Origin of the sequence: Planktothricoides sp. SR001 (assembly GCF_001276715.1) — a bacterium.
Taxonomy (GTDB): Bacteria; Cyanobacteriota; Cyanobacteriia; order Cyanobacteriales; family Laspinemataceae; genus Planktothricoides; species Planktothricoides raciborskii.
Genome location: NZ_LIUQ01000040.1, coordinates 27842 through 43662, shown reverse-complemented (window position 1 = coordinate 43662; position 15821 = coordinate 27842). Strand labels below are relative to the sequence as shown.

Sequence of the window (15821 nt, the reverse complement as noted above, 5' to 3'; positions counted from 1 at the left end):
TAATAGCTAATTTTTATGAGAAAATTTATTACAATTATTCATATTATGGGCAATGAATCCTGATAACTAGAATGCTTACAGGATAAAGATTACAAGCGATATATTAGTAAAAATAATTCATTAAATGTTAAGAAGTGCGGAATGTGGATTTATACGGATATGCTGGCCGATGGATCCCGTTTTTGGTGCTCCCGCGATCGCCTTAAAAATGTAGGTAGGGGTAGGTAGGGGTAGGGTGGGCAAGATTTGCCCACCCTACATGAATAACTAAGGAACTAAGATGACGGGGATAGCTTCGATCACTGTAGGCGCTGAAGGGATAGCCGAATATGAAATTTAGCATAAAATCTGATGGGACTGGGATGAAGAGATGGCAGTCCCGACTATTTATGAAATCTATTTTATTTAAATCTGTATTGTGGGCGGGGGTTATACTCTCCTCTCATTTGAGTATGGCCCCAGTTTGGGCAGCAGAACGTTTGACCGTGCGGATCGGGCCAATTGAACGGTCGATCCAGGTGTCACATTTGGAAAAATTTGTGGAAACCGGCAAACTTTCCGACGATCTAGAACTGTTTGAACCCTTGCTGGGTGAGACTTTGCGAGAAGCTTTGGGGAGTCGCTTGGACATTGACCCGAATATTGCGGATACGATTTTTGATGACCTGTTGGCTACTCCCGCAGGCGATCGCCTGTTGAAAGCTTTGATGTTAGCTTTGCCGGAAAATACCGTTGAGGAAATTAAAGCAGCGTTGAAACTAGCAATTGAAAGTGTCAATGGCTTAAGTCTGATCGGCATTTTCAAAGCATTTCCCGCTGAAAATCTCACGGTAGATTTAACTGGGGCGATCGCTGTAGCCACTCGCTTAAATACTCCTTATTGGGAAACCCAAATTTTGAGTTCTTTGCTGAAAAAAGAACTCACCGTAGAAACCTCGGATATTTTGCCTAATTTCGATCCAGCGGCGGTGGGTAGCTTTAGCCCACAACAGCAAACTCTGAGTTTTGTCGATCGCGATCGCCAACGTGCGATCGCCGTGGATATTTACTGGGGAACCCAAACCTTATTATTAGAGAGAAACCGCCCACCAGCCAACGACTACCCCTTAGTAGTCATGTCTCACGGCTTTGGCAGCGATCGCACCTTCTTAACTTACTTAGCCCGTCACTTAGCCAGTCATGGCATCACCGTAGTCAGCTTAGAACACCCAGGCAGTAACCGGGAATGGTTAACGAATTTACCGACCACCATTAACCCCAGTCAACTTTTGCCTGCCAATGAACTAATCGATCGCCCCTTAGACGTAACTTTTCTCTTAAACGAATTAGAAAAATTAAACCAAAATCAACGGGGAGCAAATTCTGCCCAACCGTTGCCAGCTTTTAATACTAATAAAGTAGTCGCGATCGGACATTCTTTGGGCGGCTATACCGTATTAGCCCTAGCTGGGGCAGAAATCAACTTTGAAGACTTACAGAAATATTGCCAACGTCGGCAGGTGGTCGGTAGAGCCCCAGCGGACTGGCTACAATGTGCGCCCGTGGCCGAGAAGTTGCCCAAAGGCCCGAAAAAAAGAAACTTAGGCGATCGGCGGGTTGTCGGTGCGATCGGGCTTAACCCGGTAATTGGGCAGATTTTTGGGGAAAAAGGACTGAAAGAAGTCAACACCCCCACCTTACTCTTAGCAGGCACCAACGATCCTTGGACACCGGCAGTCACCCATCAATTGCGACCCTTTTTAGACTTGCCCCAACCCAAATATCTGGTGACGGCGATCGATGGAACCCACTACAGCGCCACGGATCCAGACAGCCCCAACCCGATCAAAAACGACAGTATCTTTGAAAACGAAATCAGCGAAACTGAAAGCGCATCCGAACGGCAGCTAGTCCGGGGAATTACCCTTGCCTTTATCCAGCAGCAGACCTCCGAAGCCAAAACCTACAAACCCTTTCTCAGCGCCACTTATGCCCAATCACTCTCTACCGACGGCTTGCCCTTGCGCTTAAACACGGAAATACCCTCTCGGTTAGCACTTTGGCTGAAAAATCGGGAAGAAGTGATTGGGAATATTCCTTAGTACACAGAAACCGGGTAATTCAAGGTTGAAACAACATTTAAAGCATTCAGCCCCACCGATTTTATACGGAGTCGGCAATCAAGCATTGTTGAACAGCGGCGGGTTAGCGATCGTTAGTTCTCGTGAGGTGGATCCAACTGGGCTGGATTACACCCAGAAAGTAGCGCAAATTTCCGCTCATCAAGGCATTCAGTTGGTTTCCGGGGGAGCCAAAGGGGTCGATCGCGCGGCGATGTTGGCAGCGGTGGAAACTGGGGGCACGACGGTGGGAATGTTGGCTCATCCCTTGAGCAAAGAAGCGGTCTCTTCGGCTTATCGTTCAGCAATTCAAGACGGACGATTGACTCTGGTTTCTGCTTACGACCCAAATGCGGGCTTCAATGTTGGCAATGCTATGGGACGGAATAAGTATATTTATGCTTTAGCCGATTATGCTTTAGTAGTGAGTTCCGCGTTGGGTTCAGGGGGGACTTGGGCGGGGGCGATCGAAGCGTTGCAAAAGATTCAGACGGTTCCTCTGTTTGTGCGGATGCAAGAAAATGTGCCGGAAGGAAATCACGAGTTGCTAAAAAAAGGGGCTATACCATTTCCAGATTTAACCGGCAATGAATCGTTATGGCAATTCTTAGAAAAGTCTGCTTTAGAAGCTAAAACACAGTCGGTTTCTGAGGTGACAAAGGTTGCGCCCGAACAACTTCCGTTATTTTCTCAGGAAACTCAGGTGCCGGAGTTGAAAGTGGATGAAGCGGCGATCGCGAAGCGAGTTGCGAAGCACATCGCATCAGAACCCAAACAAGCCACCATCAAAACCATCTCAGACTCGCCAATATTTGATCCAAAAAATATTTATGAGGCGGTTCTTCCGTTTATCCTCAAACAGTTAGAGCAGCCTAAAGAGATCGGAGAACTTGTGACAGTCCTCGATGTCAAAAAAGGCCAAATGCAAGATTGGTTAAAAAAAGCCGTTAAACAAGGTTTAATTACTAAGAAGACAAAGCCCGAACGCTATGAAATTAACCGTGAAGCCGTTGGACAACTTTCTTTACTAGGTGAATGAGCGAATTCACTCGGTAGCAGAAACTGGGTTTCTGTTTCGGTGTTCTGAGATAATTGTTGCATCCCGAAAAGAAACCCGTTTTCTAAGAAAGAAAACCGCTGTCAGAACTAACGCGATCGCAATCAGGTAATCAGGCTAAACCTACTCCGCATTAATCCTAACTTTCCCCCTTGTTCTGACTGAAGCCGCCGACATTATAGTCATTTCAATTGTGATTGATACAATGCTGATGTTTTATGTCAATCAAAATTGAAATGACTATAAATTAAAATTTGGCTTTTGTTTTAGGTCTTTCATAGATCATTCCAAGTATTGCGTAAATTATCAATTCGCTTGCTCTTAGCATGATACTTAACCCTCAAAAATTAACTTAATTATTGCAATAAATTATCTATTTAAGATATACTTAAGATTGTGCCTCAAATATTACTTCTTCATAGAAAACCTCGATCGCCACACTAAAATCAATACTTTTCAACTCCACGCGATCGCCTTCTCGATAGCTAAGAATAACCCATTCACCCGCATCATTTTTATGATATATATCCACCGCCATCTCATCAGAACTCACCAACACATAATCAACCAGATTAGGATTTTGCCGATATTTTTCAAACTTCTTGCCGCGATCGTAAGCCTCGGTACTATCTGATAAAACCTCCACAATCAAACAGGGATAAGTAATATATTGGGGGCTAGAATTATCTCGCGGATCGCAAGTAACGCTTAAATCAGGATAGGTATAGTTGCGAGTATTGAAAATGTTAACCTTTAAATCTGAGTTAAACACCCTGCATTTACTGCCTCGTAAGTGGGCTTTGATTAAACTACCAATATTTAATTTAATCGCACTGTGATTTTGCGTGCCACCACTCATCGCATAAACCCGACCATCGATCAGTTCGTGTTTTTCTAGCTGCGTCTCTTCCCAAATAAAATACTCTTCAGGTGTAAAGTACCGCTCCTCATCTCGTGCTGCTATCATAACCATAAACTCCTTAATCGAAAAGTAATAAGTAAGTGAACCTAATTAACTCAGGCAGATAGCGGTCTAAGTAGGTGAACATAATTAATTGCACTTTTCGTTCCCCGCCGATAGGCTTTGGATTCCCGCCTTCGCGGGAATGACAGTTTTTCTTCTGATATGGTCTTTGGTGCATTTATTTCTGCCCAGCTACTTAAAACACCGATTTTTCATTCCGGAATAGATCGTTATCCGGGGGACAAATTAAGAACTTTGTCCCGCACGGCGAGCCAGAGATAAAACCCGAGGACGCGCCCCACCTTTATTGGATATGTCTAATAGCCTAGCACTGTAAGATGCGATGACGCTCCGCTTCGTTGCGCGAACACACCCTACCGTCTACCGTCTGGTCGGGAATTATCTTTCTATCAAATAATCTTATGGTTGAAATATCGCTGGGTGTGACACATAGTCCGTAGACAGATAGTCATCACCGGATCGAAGATGGTTCTATGGACAAATCAAGAAGACGAATACTTCGTGCATTAGGCCTCTTAGTCAAAAAACAGCGAATGCTTTTGAAGCTTTCCCAGGAACAACTTGGTTTCCGAGCAAATTTAGACCGTACTTATATATCTGGAGTAGAGCGTGGTGTCAGAAACCCTTCTCTTACTGCTCTTGTCAGTATTGCTTCTGGACTAGGAATCACTGTTTCTGAACTTCTTGAACATTTGGAAGTTGAATCTCAAAGTAACCCATGAACAATTCTGATTTAGTAAATGAAATTAAGTCTAAATTTAGAAAACCTGATCCAACTCAGCTAAAAGTCTTTACTTTGCTGTCCGATCAACGTTGGCATTGTCGAACTTGCGAGGGAAAAAAAATTGCTTCTGATCAATATGCTGGTGGAGGTGGAATTCAAGGGCTAGAGAGAGGAACAAAAAGTCGTCCTGGTTTAGTTATTGAATCAAAAAACGAACGATGTAATATCTGTGACCAGATCACTAGATGGGATAGATGGACTGGGGAAATAAAAACATCAAATGCTGCGGCTGCTATCCCAAAAGCTTTGGTGAGAAAAATCTTAGAATTTTACAAATACGTCGATGTAATTGAGCAGAGAGAAAGGGCTGAACATGAGTTAGTCATTGACCATAGATTTCCTATGGAACGATGGGGAACAGCAGAAGAAAGTCTAAATTCTCAAATGACTAATGCTGAAATTCAAGAAAAATTTCAACTTCTAAAAAAAGATGATGCTGGAAATCATAATCTGCTCAAGTCAAGAAGCTGTGAGCGCTGCATTCAGTTGGGCAAAAGAGGATCGCCTTTCGGGATTAAATTTTGGTATAAAGGAGACGAAAATTGGTCGTCTCCTCATATAAAAGGATCGGAAGCTGAAGCAGGCTGTGTTGGTTGTGGATGGTACGATTTTGATACTTGGCGTACCGCCCTTAATGAAAAGATTAAGACAAATATTAACGGGATGAGTGAGCGTCAGTCTTCTCAACCTTTTGACCCAAATTGCTAACGCGATCGCAATCAGGTAATAACGCCAAACCTATACATTCAGCCAGTCGTGGGGGCACTGCATTGCCAATTTGCCACATCGCTTTTTTCATGGTTCCTTCAAAAATAAATGAATCGGGAAATGTCTGAAGTCTGGCCATTTCTCTGGCGGAAATCACGCGATTTAAGTAGGGGTGAATGTGCGTTCCTCCATGATTTTCCTTGACGGTCATGCTGGGTTTTCCCGGATATTGCCGCTTAAAAGCATCCGCATAAGATTTATAGAGAGAACCTCCTGGGGGAACTTGGGCGATTCTTTCCATATATTTGGCTGAGTGACTTGTCCATTCATGGTTAATTTTTGGGATGCGTTCCCACTCTGGTAAATCCGCGATCGCTGACTCAATCGGTTTATATTGATCCGGTGTTAATTGGGGTTTGGGAAATGGATTGGGTAAATTAAATCGATTGGCGATAAAAATAGCGCGAGGGCGAATTTGAGGAATGCCATAAGCAGCGGATTCTAAAATAGCCACGGAAACTGATTCATAGCCGATTTCTTCAAATGCTGCAAATATTGACTCTTTCACTTCCCCTTTTTTCATGGTGAGAATCCCAGGAACATTTTCCATTACTACATACCAAGGTTGCAGTTCGCCAACCACTCGAATAAACTGCTGAAATAGTAAATTTCTCGGATCGTCAGGATCGCGTTTTCCGGCAACGGAAAAACCTTGACAAGGTGGCCCACCGGCAACGAGATGAATTTCTGGCGAACCAATTTCCGCTAACCACTCTTGAGGAAAAAATTGGTGAATGTCTCCATTAAAATGGTGGCAATTAGGAAAGTTACGCTGATGAGTTGCTGAGGCAATTTCACTGATTTCTACACTGGCAACGGGGGTATAACCCGCTTGCCATAATCCTTGGGTCATCCCACCGGCGCCACAAAATAAATCGACAAAATTGTAACCACCAGCTTTTTTCTGAATTTGATTAATATCGACAAAGATTTTATCGGCATTTAAATCACTCTGTTCTAACTCTCGTTTGAGGCGATCGTAACGACCGAGTTTGGGTTGCTTGGGTTTTTTGGTTGCTGGTTTTGGCTGAGTGGTAGCTGGTGCAATGTGATCCGCAACTCGTTTCGCGATCGCGCCCTGGTTAGTTGTGTTTTCGGGAAATAAAGAAAGCTGAAAATGTTTCATCGCTAATTAAATTATCATTAAATTAATGTCAGCAAAATTGGTTCGGATTCTAATTTGTTATTCTACCAGAAAACGGGTTTCTTTTGGGGTCTTCCGGGATAACTTTGGCATCCCGGAAAGAAACCCGGTTTCTTTTCTCAATATTCAGAGGCGATCGCGAAGCGGCGCGGATGCGCTATCGCCGCTGATTTGCCTCGGTTTAGCTAACTTTTTACCCGTGCTAAAAATTGATCTGCTCTGAGAATTGAAATGTCACCATAAGTGCTTAAATCAAGTAGGTCTTTATCCCCTGAAACAATATAACGGGCTTTCGCCACCAATGCACAAGCGATCACTTGATCATCGTCTGGGTCATCAGGAACAATCCGATCGACCGTTTTCACAGTTACAAATTCTGCTAATGCAGCATAATCTGCAACCAATTCTTCTGGGGTTAAATGAACAATTGTGGTCAGTCTAGCCGAAAACTTAGGACGACTCAAAACATCCATCAATTCATCTAGCAAAGCTTGAGATGTGCAGATTGAGATCGCACCTGAACGCGCCATTTGTAAAATAGTACGAGGATGTCCCCCCCAAAAAATGCCAGAAATGACCGTATTGGTATCGAGAACGACCCGCATGATTAGACTCCATCTTTATTTTTGGCGCGTTTTTCAGAACGATATGCCTCAACTTCCGCCTGAATTTCCTCTTCTGAAATGGGAGCCACTTCGTTGAACTTCGACAGTTTATCTGCGGTAGCAAAAAAACGTTTAATTCGCTCGTCTTGTGAGATGAATTCTTGAGATTTATCGGGGGATTTCCGGTTGATGACGATGATATCGTCATTCCACGCCATCCATAACTCTGGGGTATTTTTCAGGCTTTCTCTAAGTTCATCCGGTAATAATAATCTCCCATCCTCTAAAATATCGATCTTTTGTAATTGCATGATATTCTTTCCTCCTAATTGAAACGTCAGACGGTCTGCTGTCGGGAGCGATCGCGATCGAAAAAAGCAACTTAACAAATATGATAGTTTTAGCCTAGCACTGTAAGGTGCGTTACGCTCCACTTCGTTGCGCTAACACACCCTACCGTCTATCCCCTAACTGGCATTTTCTGGTAAAGCCTCTTGCATTTTGCTGAACCAATCAATCAAATAGTCTAATTGTTGATCGATCGCGAAAATGCCCAAGCCGCGCACCGTCACTTTCCCCGGACTATAAACAAATCGAGCATGGACTGTTTTTGGTAAATTCTCTTTTAACAAGTTCCAAGCGGGTTCTAGCATAGGCGTTTCTAACACGACGTGCTGTTTGCCTTCGGGAATAATCCGAGAAAAGCCAATTCTTTTGGCTAATTGTTTCAACTCAACCACGCGGAAAAGTTGCTGGGCGCTGGGAGGAATAGGGCCATAGCGATCGCTCCATTCAGCGGCAATTAAACTCAGTTGTTTTTTAGATTCGGCGGAAGTTAATGCCCGATAAGCGCTAATTTTTTGCTCCAAATCTTGAATATAATCTGCCGGAATAAACGCCATCACGGGTAATTTAATTTCCGTATCTTCCACTTGGGGAATTTCTTGACCGCGAATTTCCCGAATCGCTTCTTCCAACATTTCCATATATAAGTCAAAGCCAATCACATTCACTTGCCCTGACTGTTCTGCCCCTAATAAATTGCCGACGCCGCGAATTTCCATATCGCGCATGGCCAATTGATAACCTGACCCTAACTGGGTAAATTCTTGAATCGCCCGCAAGCGTTTTGTCGCTGCTTCTGTGAGGGAACCAATGCCAGATTCTGGATAAAACATCCAGGCATGGGCTTGAATTCCAGAGCGTCCCACCCGACCCCGAAGTTGATATAATTGAGCCAGCCCAAAGCGGTGGGCATCTTCAATTAAGATGGTATTCACGCGGGTTATATCTAATCCCGATTCGATGATAGTCGTACAGACTAAAATATCCGCTTCACCGGCACTGAAACTGAGCATAATTGATTCTAATTCTTCCGCTTCCATTTGCCCATGAGCGATCGCAATTTTGGCACTGGGAACCATCTGCTTTAACCTTGCCCCAACTTCTTCAATTCCTTCAATTCTGGGGACTACATAAAATATCTGTCCCCCTCGGTCTAATTCTTGACGAATCGCCGATCGCACACTTTCTGCATTATAAGGAGATAAATGAGTTTGAATTGGTCTGCGCGACGGGGGTGGCGTCATAATTAAGCTCATTTCTCGAATTCCTGATAAAGACATATATAATGTCCGGGGAATGGGAGTAGCGCTTAAAGTCAACACATCCACTTCAGTTTTTAGGGACTTTATTTTTTCTTTTTGGTTCACCCCAAAGCGCTGTTCTTCATCAATCACTAACAGTCCTAAATCCCGAAACTTCACGGATTTACTTAAAAGTTGCTGGGTGCCGACGATCACATCTAATTGACCCGTTTTTAAGCGTTCGAGAATATCCCTTTTTTCGGCATCGCTGCGAAACCGATTGAGTAATCCTACATAAATCGGATAGGGGGCAAATCGTTCTTTTAAGGTATGATAATGTTGTTGAGTTAAAATCGTCGTAGGGGCTAACATTACCACTTGTTTACCCGCAGTCACCGCTTTAAAAATAGCGCGAATTGCTACCTCGGTTTTGCCAAAGCCCACATCGCCACAAACTAGCCGATCCATTGGGCGATCGCTTTCTAAATCGCGCTTCACATCTTGAATTGCTTTTAACTGATCGGGGGTAGGTTGATAGGCAAAAGAATCCTCTAACTCTCCTTGCCACGGCATATCGGGGGGATAAGCAAAACCTTTTTGCTCGGATCTTTTCGCATAAAGCTGTAATAAATCAACCGCCAGTTTTTTAATAGACTTACGGACTTTATTTCTGGTATTTTCCCAAGCTTTACCCGTGAGTTTATTTAACTGCGGTTCCTTATTTTCGGTGGTTCTAAACCGAGACAGGGATCCCATTTGATCCACCGGAACTCGCAACAAACCATCGGCATATTTTACCACTAAATATTCCCGGTTTTCCAGGGTTTCTAATTTGAGAAATTTACCGATGCCATGATTGCGGTGAACCACATAATCTCCCGGACGAAGTTTATTCGGATCTACTTGCTTAGAAGTGGCTTGTCTGCGTTTGCGAACATAAGTCGAAGTAGCCAGAGTATGTTGCCCATAAAATTCTCGGTCAGTGATGACCACTAAGCGAAAAGTGGGCAAGATAAATCCGGCCATTTCCGCTAATCCGCTATATTTTAGGCCAACCGGAATCCGCTGAGTGTCGATTAGTTTTTCAATTGCTCGATAATCACAAGGATTAGGAATAAATTGTCCCGGACAATCATGTTCTTGGAGTAAAGAAACGGAACGAGACGGCTGGGCAGAAACCAGAAAAACGGCAAATTGTCGGCTAATTTCATCCCGTACCATTCCCGCTAGTTTAGCAAATTGGTGGGGTAACACCGGCACCGGACGACTGGCTAAGTTGATGGCAGGAATTTCCGCATTTTTTAGGTCTTTTTCTAGTTCTGAAAGGTAGAGGATATTCCGCCGTTGCGTATCCGCTAGGGATTCGCTAAAATATCGATGAATTTTGGGTATTTTGCTGGTTATTTGGCTGGCTAATTCGCTGGGTAATTGGCCGATATTTTTTAAGGCTTGATTTTGAATTTGCCAATGTTCTTCTACATGATCTAACCAGCGATCGCTGTGGGCGGCACATTGTTCCGGTTCATCCAAGGCAACCAGGGTATTTTCTGGCAGATAATCTAGTAAAGAAGCGGGTTGGGGAAAGGCTAATCCTAAAAGCGAACGCCCCCTAGGAAGTTGATTTAAAGTTTTGAGGGTTTTGACATTTTCTAGGTCTGGTTCCCAGGTGGTGACAGGAAAATCTGGGGGTAAATTTCCGAGGATAATGGTACTAAAAGAAGTGGGGGTCAAAATTAGTTGGTCAATTTTATCTAAAGACCGTTGACTAGAGGGGTCAAATTCCCGCATTTTTTCTAATTCATCCCCAAACCACTCTAGTCTCACTGGCAACTCCGCTGCCACGGGAAAAATATCCACAATATCTCCCCGTCTACTCCATTGTCCTTCGGTTTCTACTAAAGTCACCCGGTCATATCCGAGTTTGACCAAAGTTTCATCCACGGTTTTTGATGACCAACTCATGCCTATCTGAAATGTTAGGCAATATTCAGCAAACTTTTCCACTGGGGGCAAGTGAGTTTGCAGCGATCGCTCAGTGCTGACAATGGCGATTTTTTTTGTCTGATTAGCATCCAGAGAATGCTTAAATTTCAACAAATCCGACAACACTTGCATTTGTCCCCAAGTCAACTCCTCGGACTCAAAAGACTCATAAGGAGAAGCTTCAGAAGTGGGATAAAAATGCACCGCATCCCAACCCATTGCTTCCAGTTGGGTTGCCCAGCGCCCCGCTTCTTCCAAAGTAGCGGTAATTAAGAATAAATGTTGTTGCTGCTGTTGGGCTAAGGCTGAGGCTACCAAACCCTTGGGCAACCGACCGACTCCATTTAACTGAAGTTGGTGATGCCGTTGCAGTTTCGCCAGCAGTTCACTGGTGAGAGGCGATCGGGCGATCGCCCGAATAATCGAAGAAAATTGCATAATTCTCGGAAATCTGAAATTTGACTAAAGGTCTTTGTTTATTCTGCATCTCTGCGGTCAAAATTTACACCCAAAATTTAAACCACAGAGACACAGAGAACACCGAGAGAGTTTAAATGACCTGAGTTCGATGTTAAAAGGCTCAAAGTGATTAATACTAAGATATTTCTCAATAAATAGTGCTTATTGAGAATAATGATTCATGCTAAATAGTTCTCAAAACATTAATTTTTTGAAATGTATTTACTATTAAGTAATATTGATGTTTAATTGACAATTAAGCTAAAAAAAACGGTTTTCAATTTCATTGTCATCGAATACATTTAGTAAATTTTAGATCATCAACGGTGATCGAGTTTGTTTTTAGACCATTTTCAAGTTCATATTAGGCTGCAAACAGCATAAATTTTGAACATTTTCACAAAAATATATTCAGTTATCCCGATCGTAGGAGGAGGGTAAATGTCAATAATCGGATTTTCTATCTAGTGAACATAATTTGTCAACACATACAAGCATAGCGTAATGTATTTAATAACTTATTTCCCCATTTTTCCGGAATAGAAAATAGTTGTAAAATTAGTTTACGGGGCGACAAAATAAGCTACAAGACAGACTCCATAAGCCTCATAGCTCTTAGACATTGTTGATACTACTTAGCTTTATTGCGATTTAATTTCATTAATTAGGTGATTAAATCCATACAAACATCCTTGAAATTGACCCAAGACCATATAATCCGATATACAAACTACTATGTCTCCGTTCCGTTCTACCATTTTCTTTAGTCCGATCGATATATTTATGTATTACCTTTGATTTGTTGACCCTGAATTGTCGCCAAAAAGTAAGCAGTAACTATGAGTAAAAATAAATAAATCGTTAATTAGATTATTTTTCTATAAATCATATAATTTTTTTTGAATTTTTAAACATTTATTCAAAATAAAATTTTTGTTTATAGGCAGAAATAGCCAATTATAACCCCTCAAAATTTGTTAAGATAAACCATCCTTCTTTCGGTGCTACCCCGTTGATTTTACGTTTCCATTTACATACAAGCAAGGTTAAAGCTTATAAAAACGCGATTTTTTCTGGCATTAACACCTTTAATAAAAATAATAATATTGGGGCTAATTACAGATTATTTAATTACTAAAAAAAAATATATAGATTTTAAAATTATACAAATTCGTTATTTTTTTATCAAAAGTACACGACCAAGGATTCAAGGTAATTAGCGAGTTTGACAGAACAAAATTCTCTATCACCTAATACACATATTTTTTTCAATTTTCAAAAAGTGGCATTACTTGAGACTTTTTGTTGCTCATCTATGTTACTTCTACCTAATTTAGGCAATAATTTAAAATGGATTGGAAATGCTATTTTATCCCAAATGATACTCAGCATAAATAAATTTATCCGACTCCAATTAGTTCTAGCAATGGCTAGATAGATGATTTTTTATTTTGTAAATTATCTTGCTTAATATATATTGATAAGCATTTTGTAATGATAAAAAATTTTTTTTAATTTGGTAATGAGAAAAATATTTGTATTCTTTTTATTGTAATCTCAAATTTAATTGGTAACGGTATCCCATTAGCTAACCTTTCTAAATTCACATTTTTAATTGACTGTAAGATGTTCACCAAAATTTGGAAAAACAGGTATTATGCTAGACTCAATTGACTTTTTAAGTGCTTTTGATAGAATAAAGGTATCATTTTGATTAAATAGGTCTTATTAAAAATACTTGACCGACTTTTTTTTACCATAAATCGTTGTTGACACTGTCTTGCTTTCAGCCTTATTTGTCGCACCGTCAGTAAAATTAGATAATCGATGAGACTGGCATAAGAGGATGTTTTAAAAGTCAAAGTTAGTAAATTAGGACTTACGGCACAAATAGGTAGCGGGCGTAGCCCATGCCCAGCCACGCGACAATTCAAATCAAACCAAGCACATAGGAAAGGAATACTTGGCTTGGTCGTTTGAGTTGCTGAATTAAATAATTAGACAACAAATTATGCTTGATTTGATAATTTGTCCAGTTTGATAGGCTAAATTCTTTAATCTAATCCAAACCAATATTGCACAAGCAATATGATTTTTTTGAAGCCTAGCTTTACGACATTGACAAGAGTCAATGCCAGTTATTTGTTTAATCATTAACATTCAACAGTTGTGAAACTTGCATATCGACCACCGGCAAGAATGAGATCGTTATGAGTGCCAGTTTCTACGACTTTACCTTTCTCTAAAACAACGATTAAATCAGCATTCTGGATTGTAGACAGTCGATGGGCAATAATTAAGCTAGTACGCTTCTCTAACATGGTCGCTACAGATTGTTGAATCATGCGCTCTGACTCGGTATCAAGAGCCGAAGTTGCTTCATCAAGAATTACAAACTCAGGGTTTTTGAGTAGAACTCTAGCAATAGCAATACGCTGTTTTTGTCCCCCAGATAGTTTGACTCCTCGCTCACCAATAATTGAATTGTATCCATTGGGTAATTCCATAATAAAGTCATGAGCATAGGCTGCTTTGGCAGCAGCTTCAATTTCCTCATCGCTTGCGTCTAGTTTACCGTAAGCAATGTTATCTCGCACCGTACCATAAAGAAGTAAATTTTCTTGGGAAACAATTCCAATATGCTCTCGTAGAGACTTCAAAGAGATATCTCGTAAATCATAATCATCAATTAAAACTCGACCTTTTTGAGGATCGTAAAAACGAGCTGCAAGTTTAGCGATCGTACTTTTTCCTGCGCCTGAAGATCCCACTAAAGCCACTTTCATCCCAGGTTGAATATCTAAGTTTAGGCTATGGATAATCGTTTGATTGGCTTCATAGCCAAATTCAATTCCTTCAAATTTCAGGCGTCCTCGTACTAATTTGAGATTAATGGCATCCTCTTTTTCCTTAATCTCTGGTTCTAAAGCTAACACTTCAAAAATTCGTTCTGCTCCCACCATTGCTTTTTGGATGATATCGATCAATCCATTAAAACGTTCAAAAGGCTTGGTTATTATATTAACATACATTAAAAATGTTGTTAATTCTCCTATTGTTAACCTTCCCAGCATGACTTCCCAAGATCCGAAAACTAACACCAGGATACTAGAAAGATTATTCAAGATGTTCAAAATTGGTGAGACTAATGACCAGCGACGAATAGCTCGGAGATTACTATCCATATAGTTATGGCTACACTCAGCAAAACGGTCTATTTCATACTTCTCATTTCCAAAGGATTTGATCGCTTGAATAGTAGAAATAGTATCTTGCAGAATATTACTAACTTCCGCCGCTTGAGTTTCGAGTTCTCGGTAAGCAACTTCTAGCTTGTTTTTACTTAGCCGCATGATATAGACAATTAATGGCCATGTAACAATCACTAAAATTGCTAGTTGCCAATCCATAGTTAGCATATAAACTATTAATACTAAAATGGAAGCAATGTCTATGACCAGTTCAGCCAGATGTGAGGAGAATAAATTTCCAACCGCATCAACATCTCGCACTAAGTAACTCATCAAATTCCCAGTTCGATTGTGGACAAAAAAGCCCGTGGATAAATTTTGAATATGATTGTATAAGTCTGTGCGAATGCTATTGATTACTTTTTGGGCAAAAAAATTAATCAAATACACGCGCAATGAATTAAAAAGTCCAAACAAGACGTAAAAACATAGAATACCTACGGCTAGTAAAGGTAATAATTGAAATTGTTTCTGCGGAATGAGAACATCAATGGCATAGCGACTTACTTGGGGAATCAAAAACTTGAGAAATGCAAAAATAAATGCACTCATAATAGCCATCATAAACGGGGTTTTATGCCTAATACCATATTCAAATAGCTGCTGATATGAAGTTTTGCGTTCCACTAAATTTAGACTGTCTGTCTGACGATTATTCATCAAAGTAATAGGGGTAACTTGCATACAAAACCTTGAGAAACTGGATGAACTTACACTTGACCAATATTATATGGTATGAAGTAGTGTTTCAGGCGAGATTGCCTCTCCTATTAATCAACTTGAGTAGAAGGGCGCTACTGTTAGCATTACTACAGCATATGTCAATAATATATCACAATCAAACCCACATTCCGCACTTCAACTTGACGAAAACCCTTGGGCAGTTAAAGGTATCAAAAAATGGTTGTGGGTGATGACCAATCCTCAATTCTGTTTGTTCCATGCTGGTGATACTCGCTCTCGTGCCGATTTAGAAAGCATTTTAGGCAATAAGTATCGTGGTGTTATCAGCAGGGCGTGCAATAACTTTTAACCGCAAGAACAATGGAAAAAATTCTTGCCCACGCCCAACAACTAATCTATACCCTTTGGTAGGTTTA

The 15821-nt window shown here is 41.1% G+C and carries 11 protein-coding genes and 2 pseudogenes; 6 read left to right on the top strand and 7 right to left on the bottom strand.

Annotation, left to right across the window (positions count from 1 at the left end):
• The first annotated feature begins 452 nt into the window (after nt 1-452).
• Nucleotides 453-2081, top strand: a complete 1629-nt coding sequence (locus tag AM228_RS20465) for an alpha/beta hydrolase (protein WP_072160873.1) — start codon at nt 453-455, stop codon at nt 2079-2081.
• 25 nt (nt 2082-2106) lie between these two features.
• Nucleotides 2107-3138 (top strand): DNA-processing protein DprA, encoded by a 1032-nt coding sequence (locus AM228_RS20460; RefSeq protein ID WP_054468713.1) that lies wholly within the window; start codon nt 2107-2109, stop codon nt 3136-3138.
• A gap of 406 nt (nt 3139-3544) precedes the next feature.
• Here AM228_RS20460 and AM228_RS20455 read toward each other — a convergent pair whose 3' ends face one another.
• Nucleotides 3545-4123, bottom strand: a complete 579-nt coding sequence (locus AM228_RS20455) for a Uma2 family endonuclease (RefSeq protein ID WP_054468753.1) — start codon at nt 4121-4123, stop codon at nt 3545-3547.
• A 491-nt stretch (nt 4124-4614) separates the two neighbouring features.
• Between AM228_RS20455 and AM228_RS20450 the strand changes: the two genes are divergently transcribed.
• Both AM228_RS20450 and AM228_RS20445 read left to right on the top strand, forming a co-directional pair.
• Nucleotides 4615-4863, top strand: coding sequence for a helix-turn-helix domain-containing protein (locus AM228_RS20450; protein WP_054468711.1), 249 nt, complete (start codon nt 4615-4617; stop codon nt 4861-4863).
• Nucleotides 4860-5633 (top strand): restriction endonuclease, encoded by a 774-nt coding sequence (locus AM228_RS20445; protein ID WP_054468709.1) that lies wholly within the window; start codon nt 4860-4862, stop codon nt 5631-5633. Before AM228_RS20450 ends, AM228_RS20445 begins: the two co-directional genes overlap by 4 nt.
• Here the strand turns inward: AM228_RS20445 and AM228_RS20440 are convergent.
• The gene (locus AM228_RS20440) at nt 5581-6819 is read right to left on the bottom strand and encodes a DNA cytosine methyltransferase (RefSeq protein ID WP_082348973.1); all 1239 of its coding nucleotides are present in this window, start codon (nt 6817-6819) and stop codon (nt 5581-5583) included. The two genes, AM228_RS20445 and AM228_RS20440, sit on opposite strands and share 53 nt — an antisense overlap.
• 25 nt (nt 6820-6844) lie before the next feature.
• Between AM228_RS20440 and AM228_RS33170 the strand changes: the two genes are divergently transcribed.
• Entirely contained in the window at nt 6845-7060 is a 216-nt protein-coding gene (locus tag AM228_RS33170; RefSeq protein ID WP_156331939.1) for a hypothetical protein, read from the top strand.
• Here the strand turns inward: AM228_RS33170 and AM228_RS20435 are convergent.
• The 5 genes and pseudogenes from AM228_RS20435 to AM228_RS20420 form a co-directional block, all read right to left on the bottom strand.
• A complete protein-coding gene (locus tag AM228_RS20435) occupies nt 7023-7442 on the bottom strand; it encodes a putative toxin-antitoxin system toxin component, PIN family (protein WP_054468708.1) in 420 nt (139 codons plus the stop codon). The two genes, AM228_RS33170 and AM228_RS20435, sit on opposite strands and share 38 nt — an antisense overlap.
• Before the next feature lie 2 nt (nt 7443-7444).
• Nucleotides 7445-7753: a hypothetical protein gene (locus AM228_RS20430; protein WP_054468705.1), complete on the bottom strand. Its 309-nt coding sequence runs from the start codon at nt 7751-7753 to the stop codon at nt 7445-7447.
• Nucleotides 7754-7909: 156 nt separating this feature from the next.
• Nucleotides 7910-11449, bottom strand: a complete 3540-nt coding sequence (gene mfd, locus AM228_RS20425) for a transcription-repair coupling factor (RefSeq protein ID WP_054468703.1) — start codon at nt 11447-11449, stop codon at nt 7910-7912.
• A 652-nt stretch (nt 11450-12101) separates the two neighbouring features.
• Nucleotides 12102-13122: pseudogene (locus AM228_RS34390) on the bottom strand (IS4 family transposase).
• 501 nt (nt 13123-13623) lie between these two features.
• A complete protein-coding gene (locus tag AM228_RS20420) occupies nt 13624-15405 on the bottom strand; it encodes an ABC transporter ATP-binding protein (RefSeq protein ID WP_054468701.1) in 1782 nt (593 codons plus the stop codon).
• 181 nt (nt 15406-15586) lie between these two features.
• Between AM228_RS20420 and AM228_RS36300 the strand changes: the two are divergent.
• A pseudogene (locus AM228_RS36300) lies at nt 15587-15733 on the top strand (IS66 family transposase); the annotation flags it as partial.
• Nucleotides 15734-15821: the final 88 nt, after the last annotated feature.

What these genes read in the sequence shown, in the direction of transcription:
- AM228_RS20430 (WP_054468705.1), bottom strand. Translation starts at nt 7,753, where the DNA reads ATGCAATTACAAAAGATCGATATTTTAGAGGATGGGAGATTATTATTA.
- AM228_RS20445 (WP_054468709.1), top strand. Translation starts at nt 4,860, where the DNA reads ATGAACAATTCTGATTTAGTAAATGAAATTAAGTCTAAATTTAGAAAA.
- mfd (WP_054468703.1), bottom strand. Translation starts at nt 11,449, where the DNA reads ATGCAATTTTCTTCGATTATTCGGGCGATCGCCCGATCGCCTCTCACC.
- AM228_RS20420 (WP_054468701.1), bottom strand. Translation starts at nt 15,405, where the DNA reads ATGCAAGTTACCCCTATTACTTTGATGAATAATCGTCAGACAGACAGT.
- AM228_RS20455 (WP_054468753.1), bottom strand. Translation starts at nt 4,123, where the DNA reads ATGATAGCAGCACGAGATGAGGAGCGGTACTTTACACCTGAAGAGTAT.
- AM228_RS20450 (WP_054468711.1), top strand. Translation starts at nt 4,615, where the DNA reads ATGGACAAATCAAGAAGACGAATACTTCGTGCATTAGGCCTCTTAGTC.
- AM228_RS20440 (WP_082348973.1), bottom strand. Translation starts at nt 6,819, where the DNA reads ATGAAACATTTTCAGCTTTCTTTATTTCCCGAAAACACAACTAACCAG.
- AM228_RS20435 (WP_054468708.1), bottom strand. Translation starts at nt 7,442, where the DNA reads ATGCGGGTCGTTCTCGATACCAATACGGTCATTTCTGGCATTTTTTGG.
- AM228_RS20465 (WP_072160873.1), top strand. Translation starts at nt 453, where the DNA reads ATGGCCCCAGTTTGGGCAGCAGAACGTTTGACCGTGCGGATCGGGCCA.
- AM228_RS33170 (WP_156331939.1), top strand. Translation starts at nt 6,845, where the DNA reads ATGTCAGCAAAATTGGTTCGGATTCTAATTTGTTATTCTACCAGAAAA.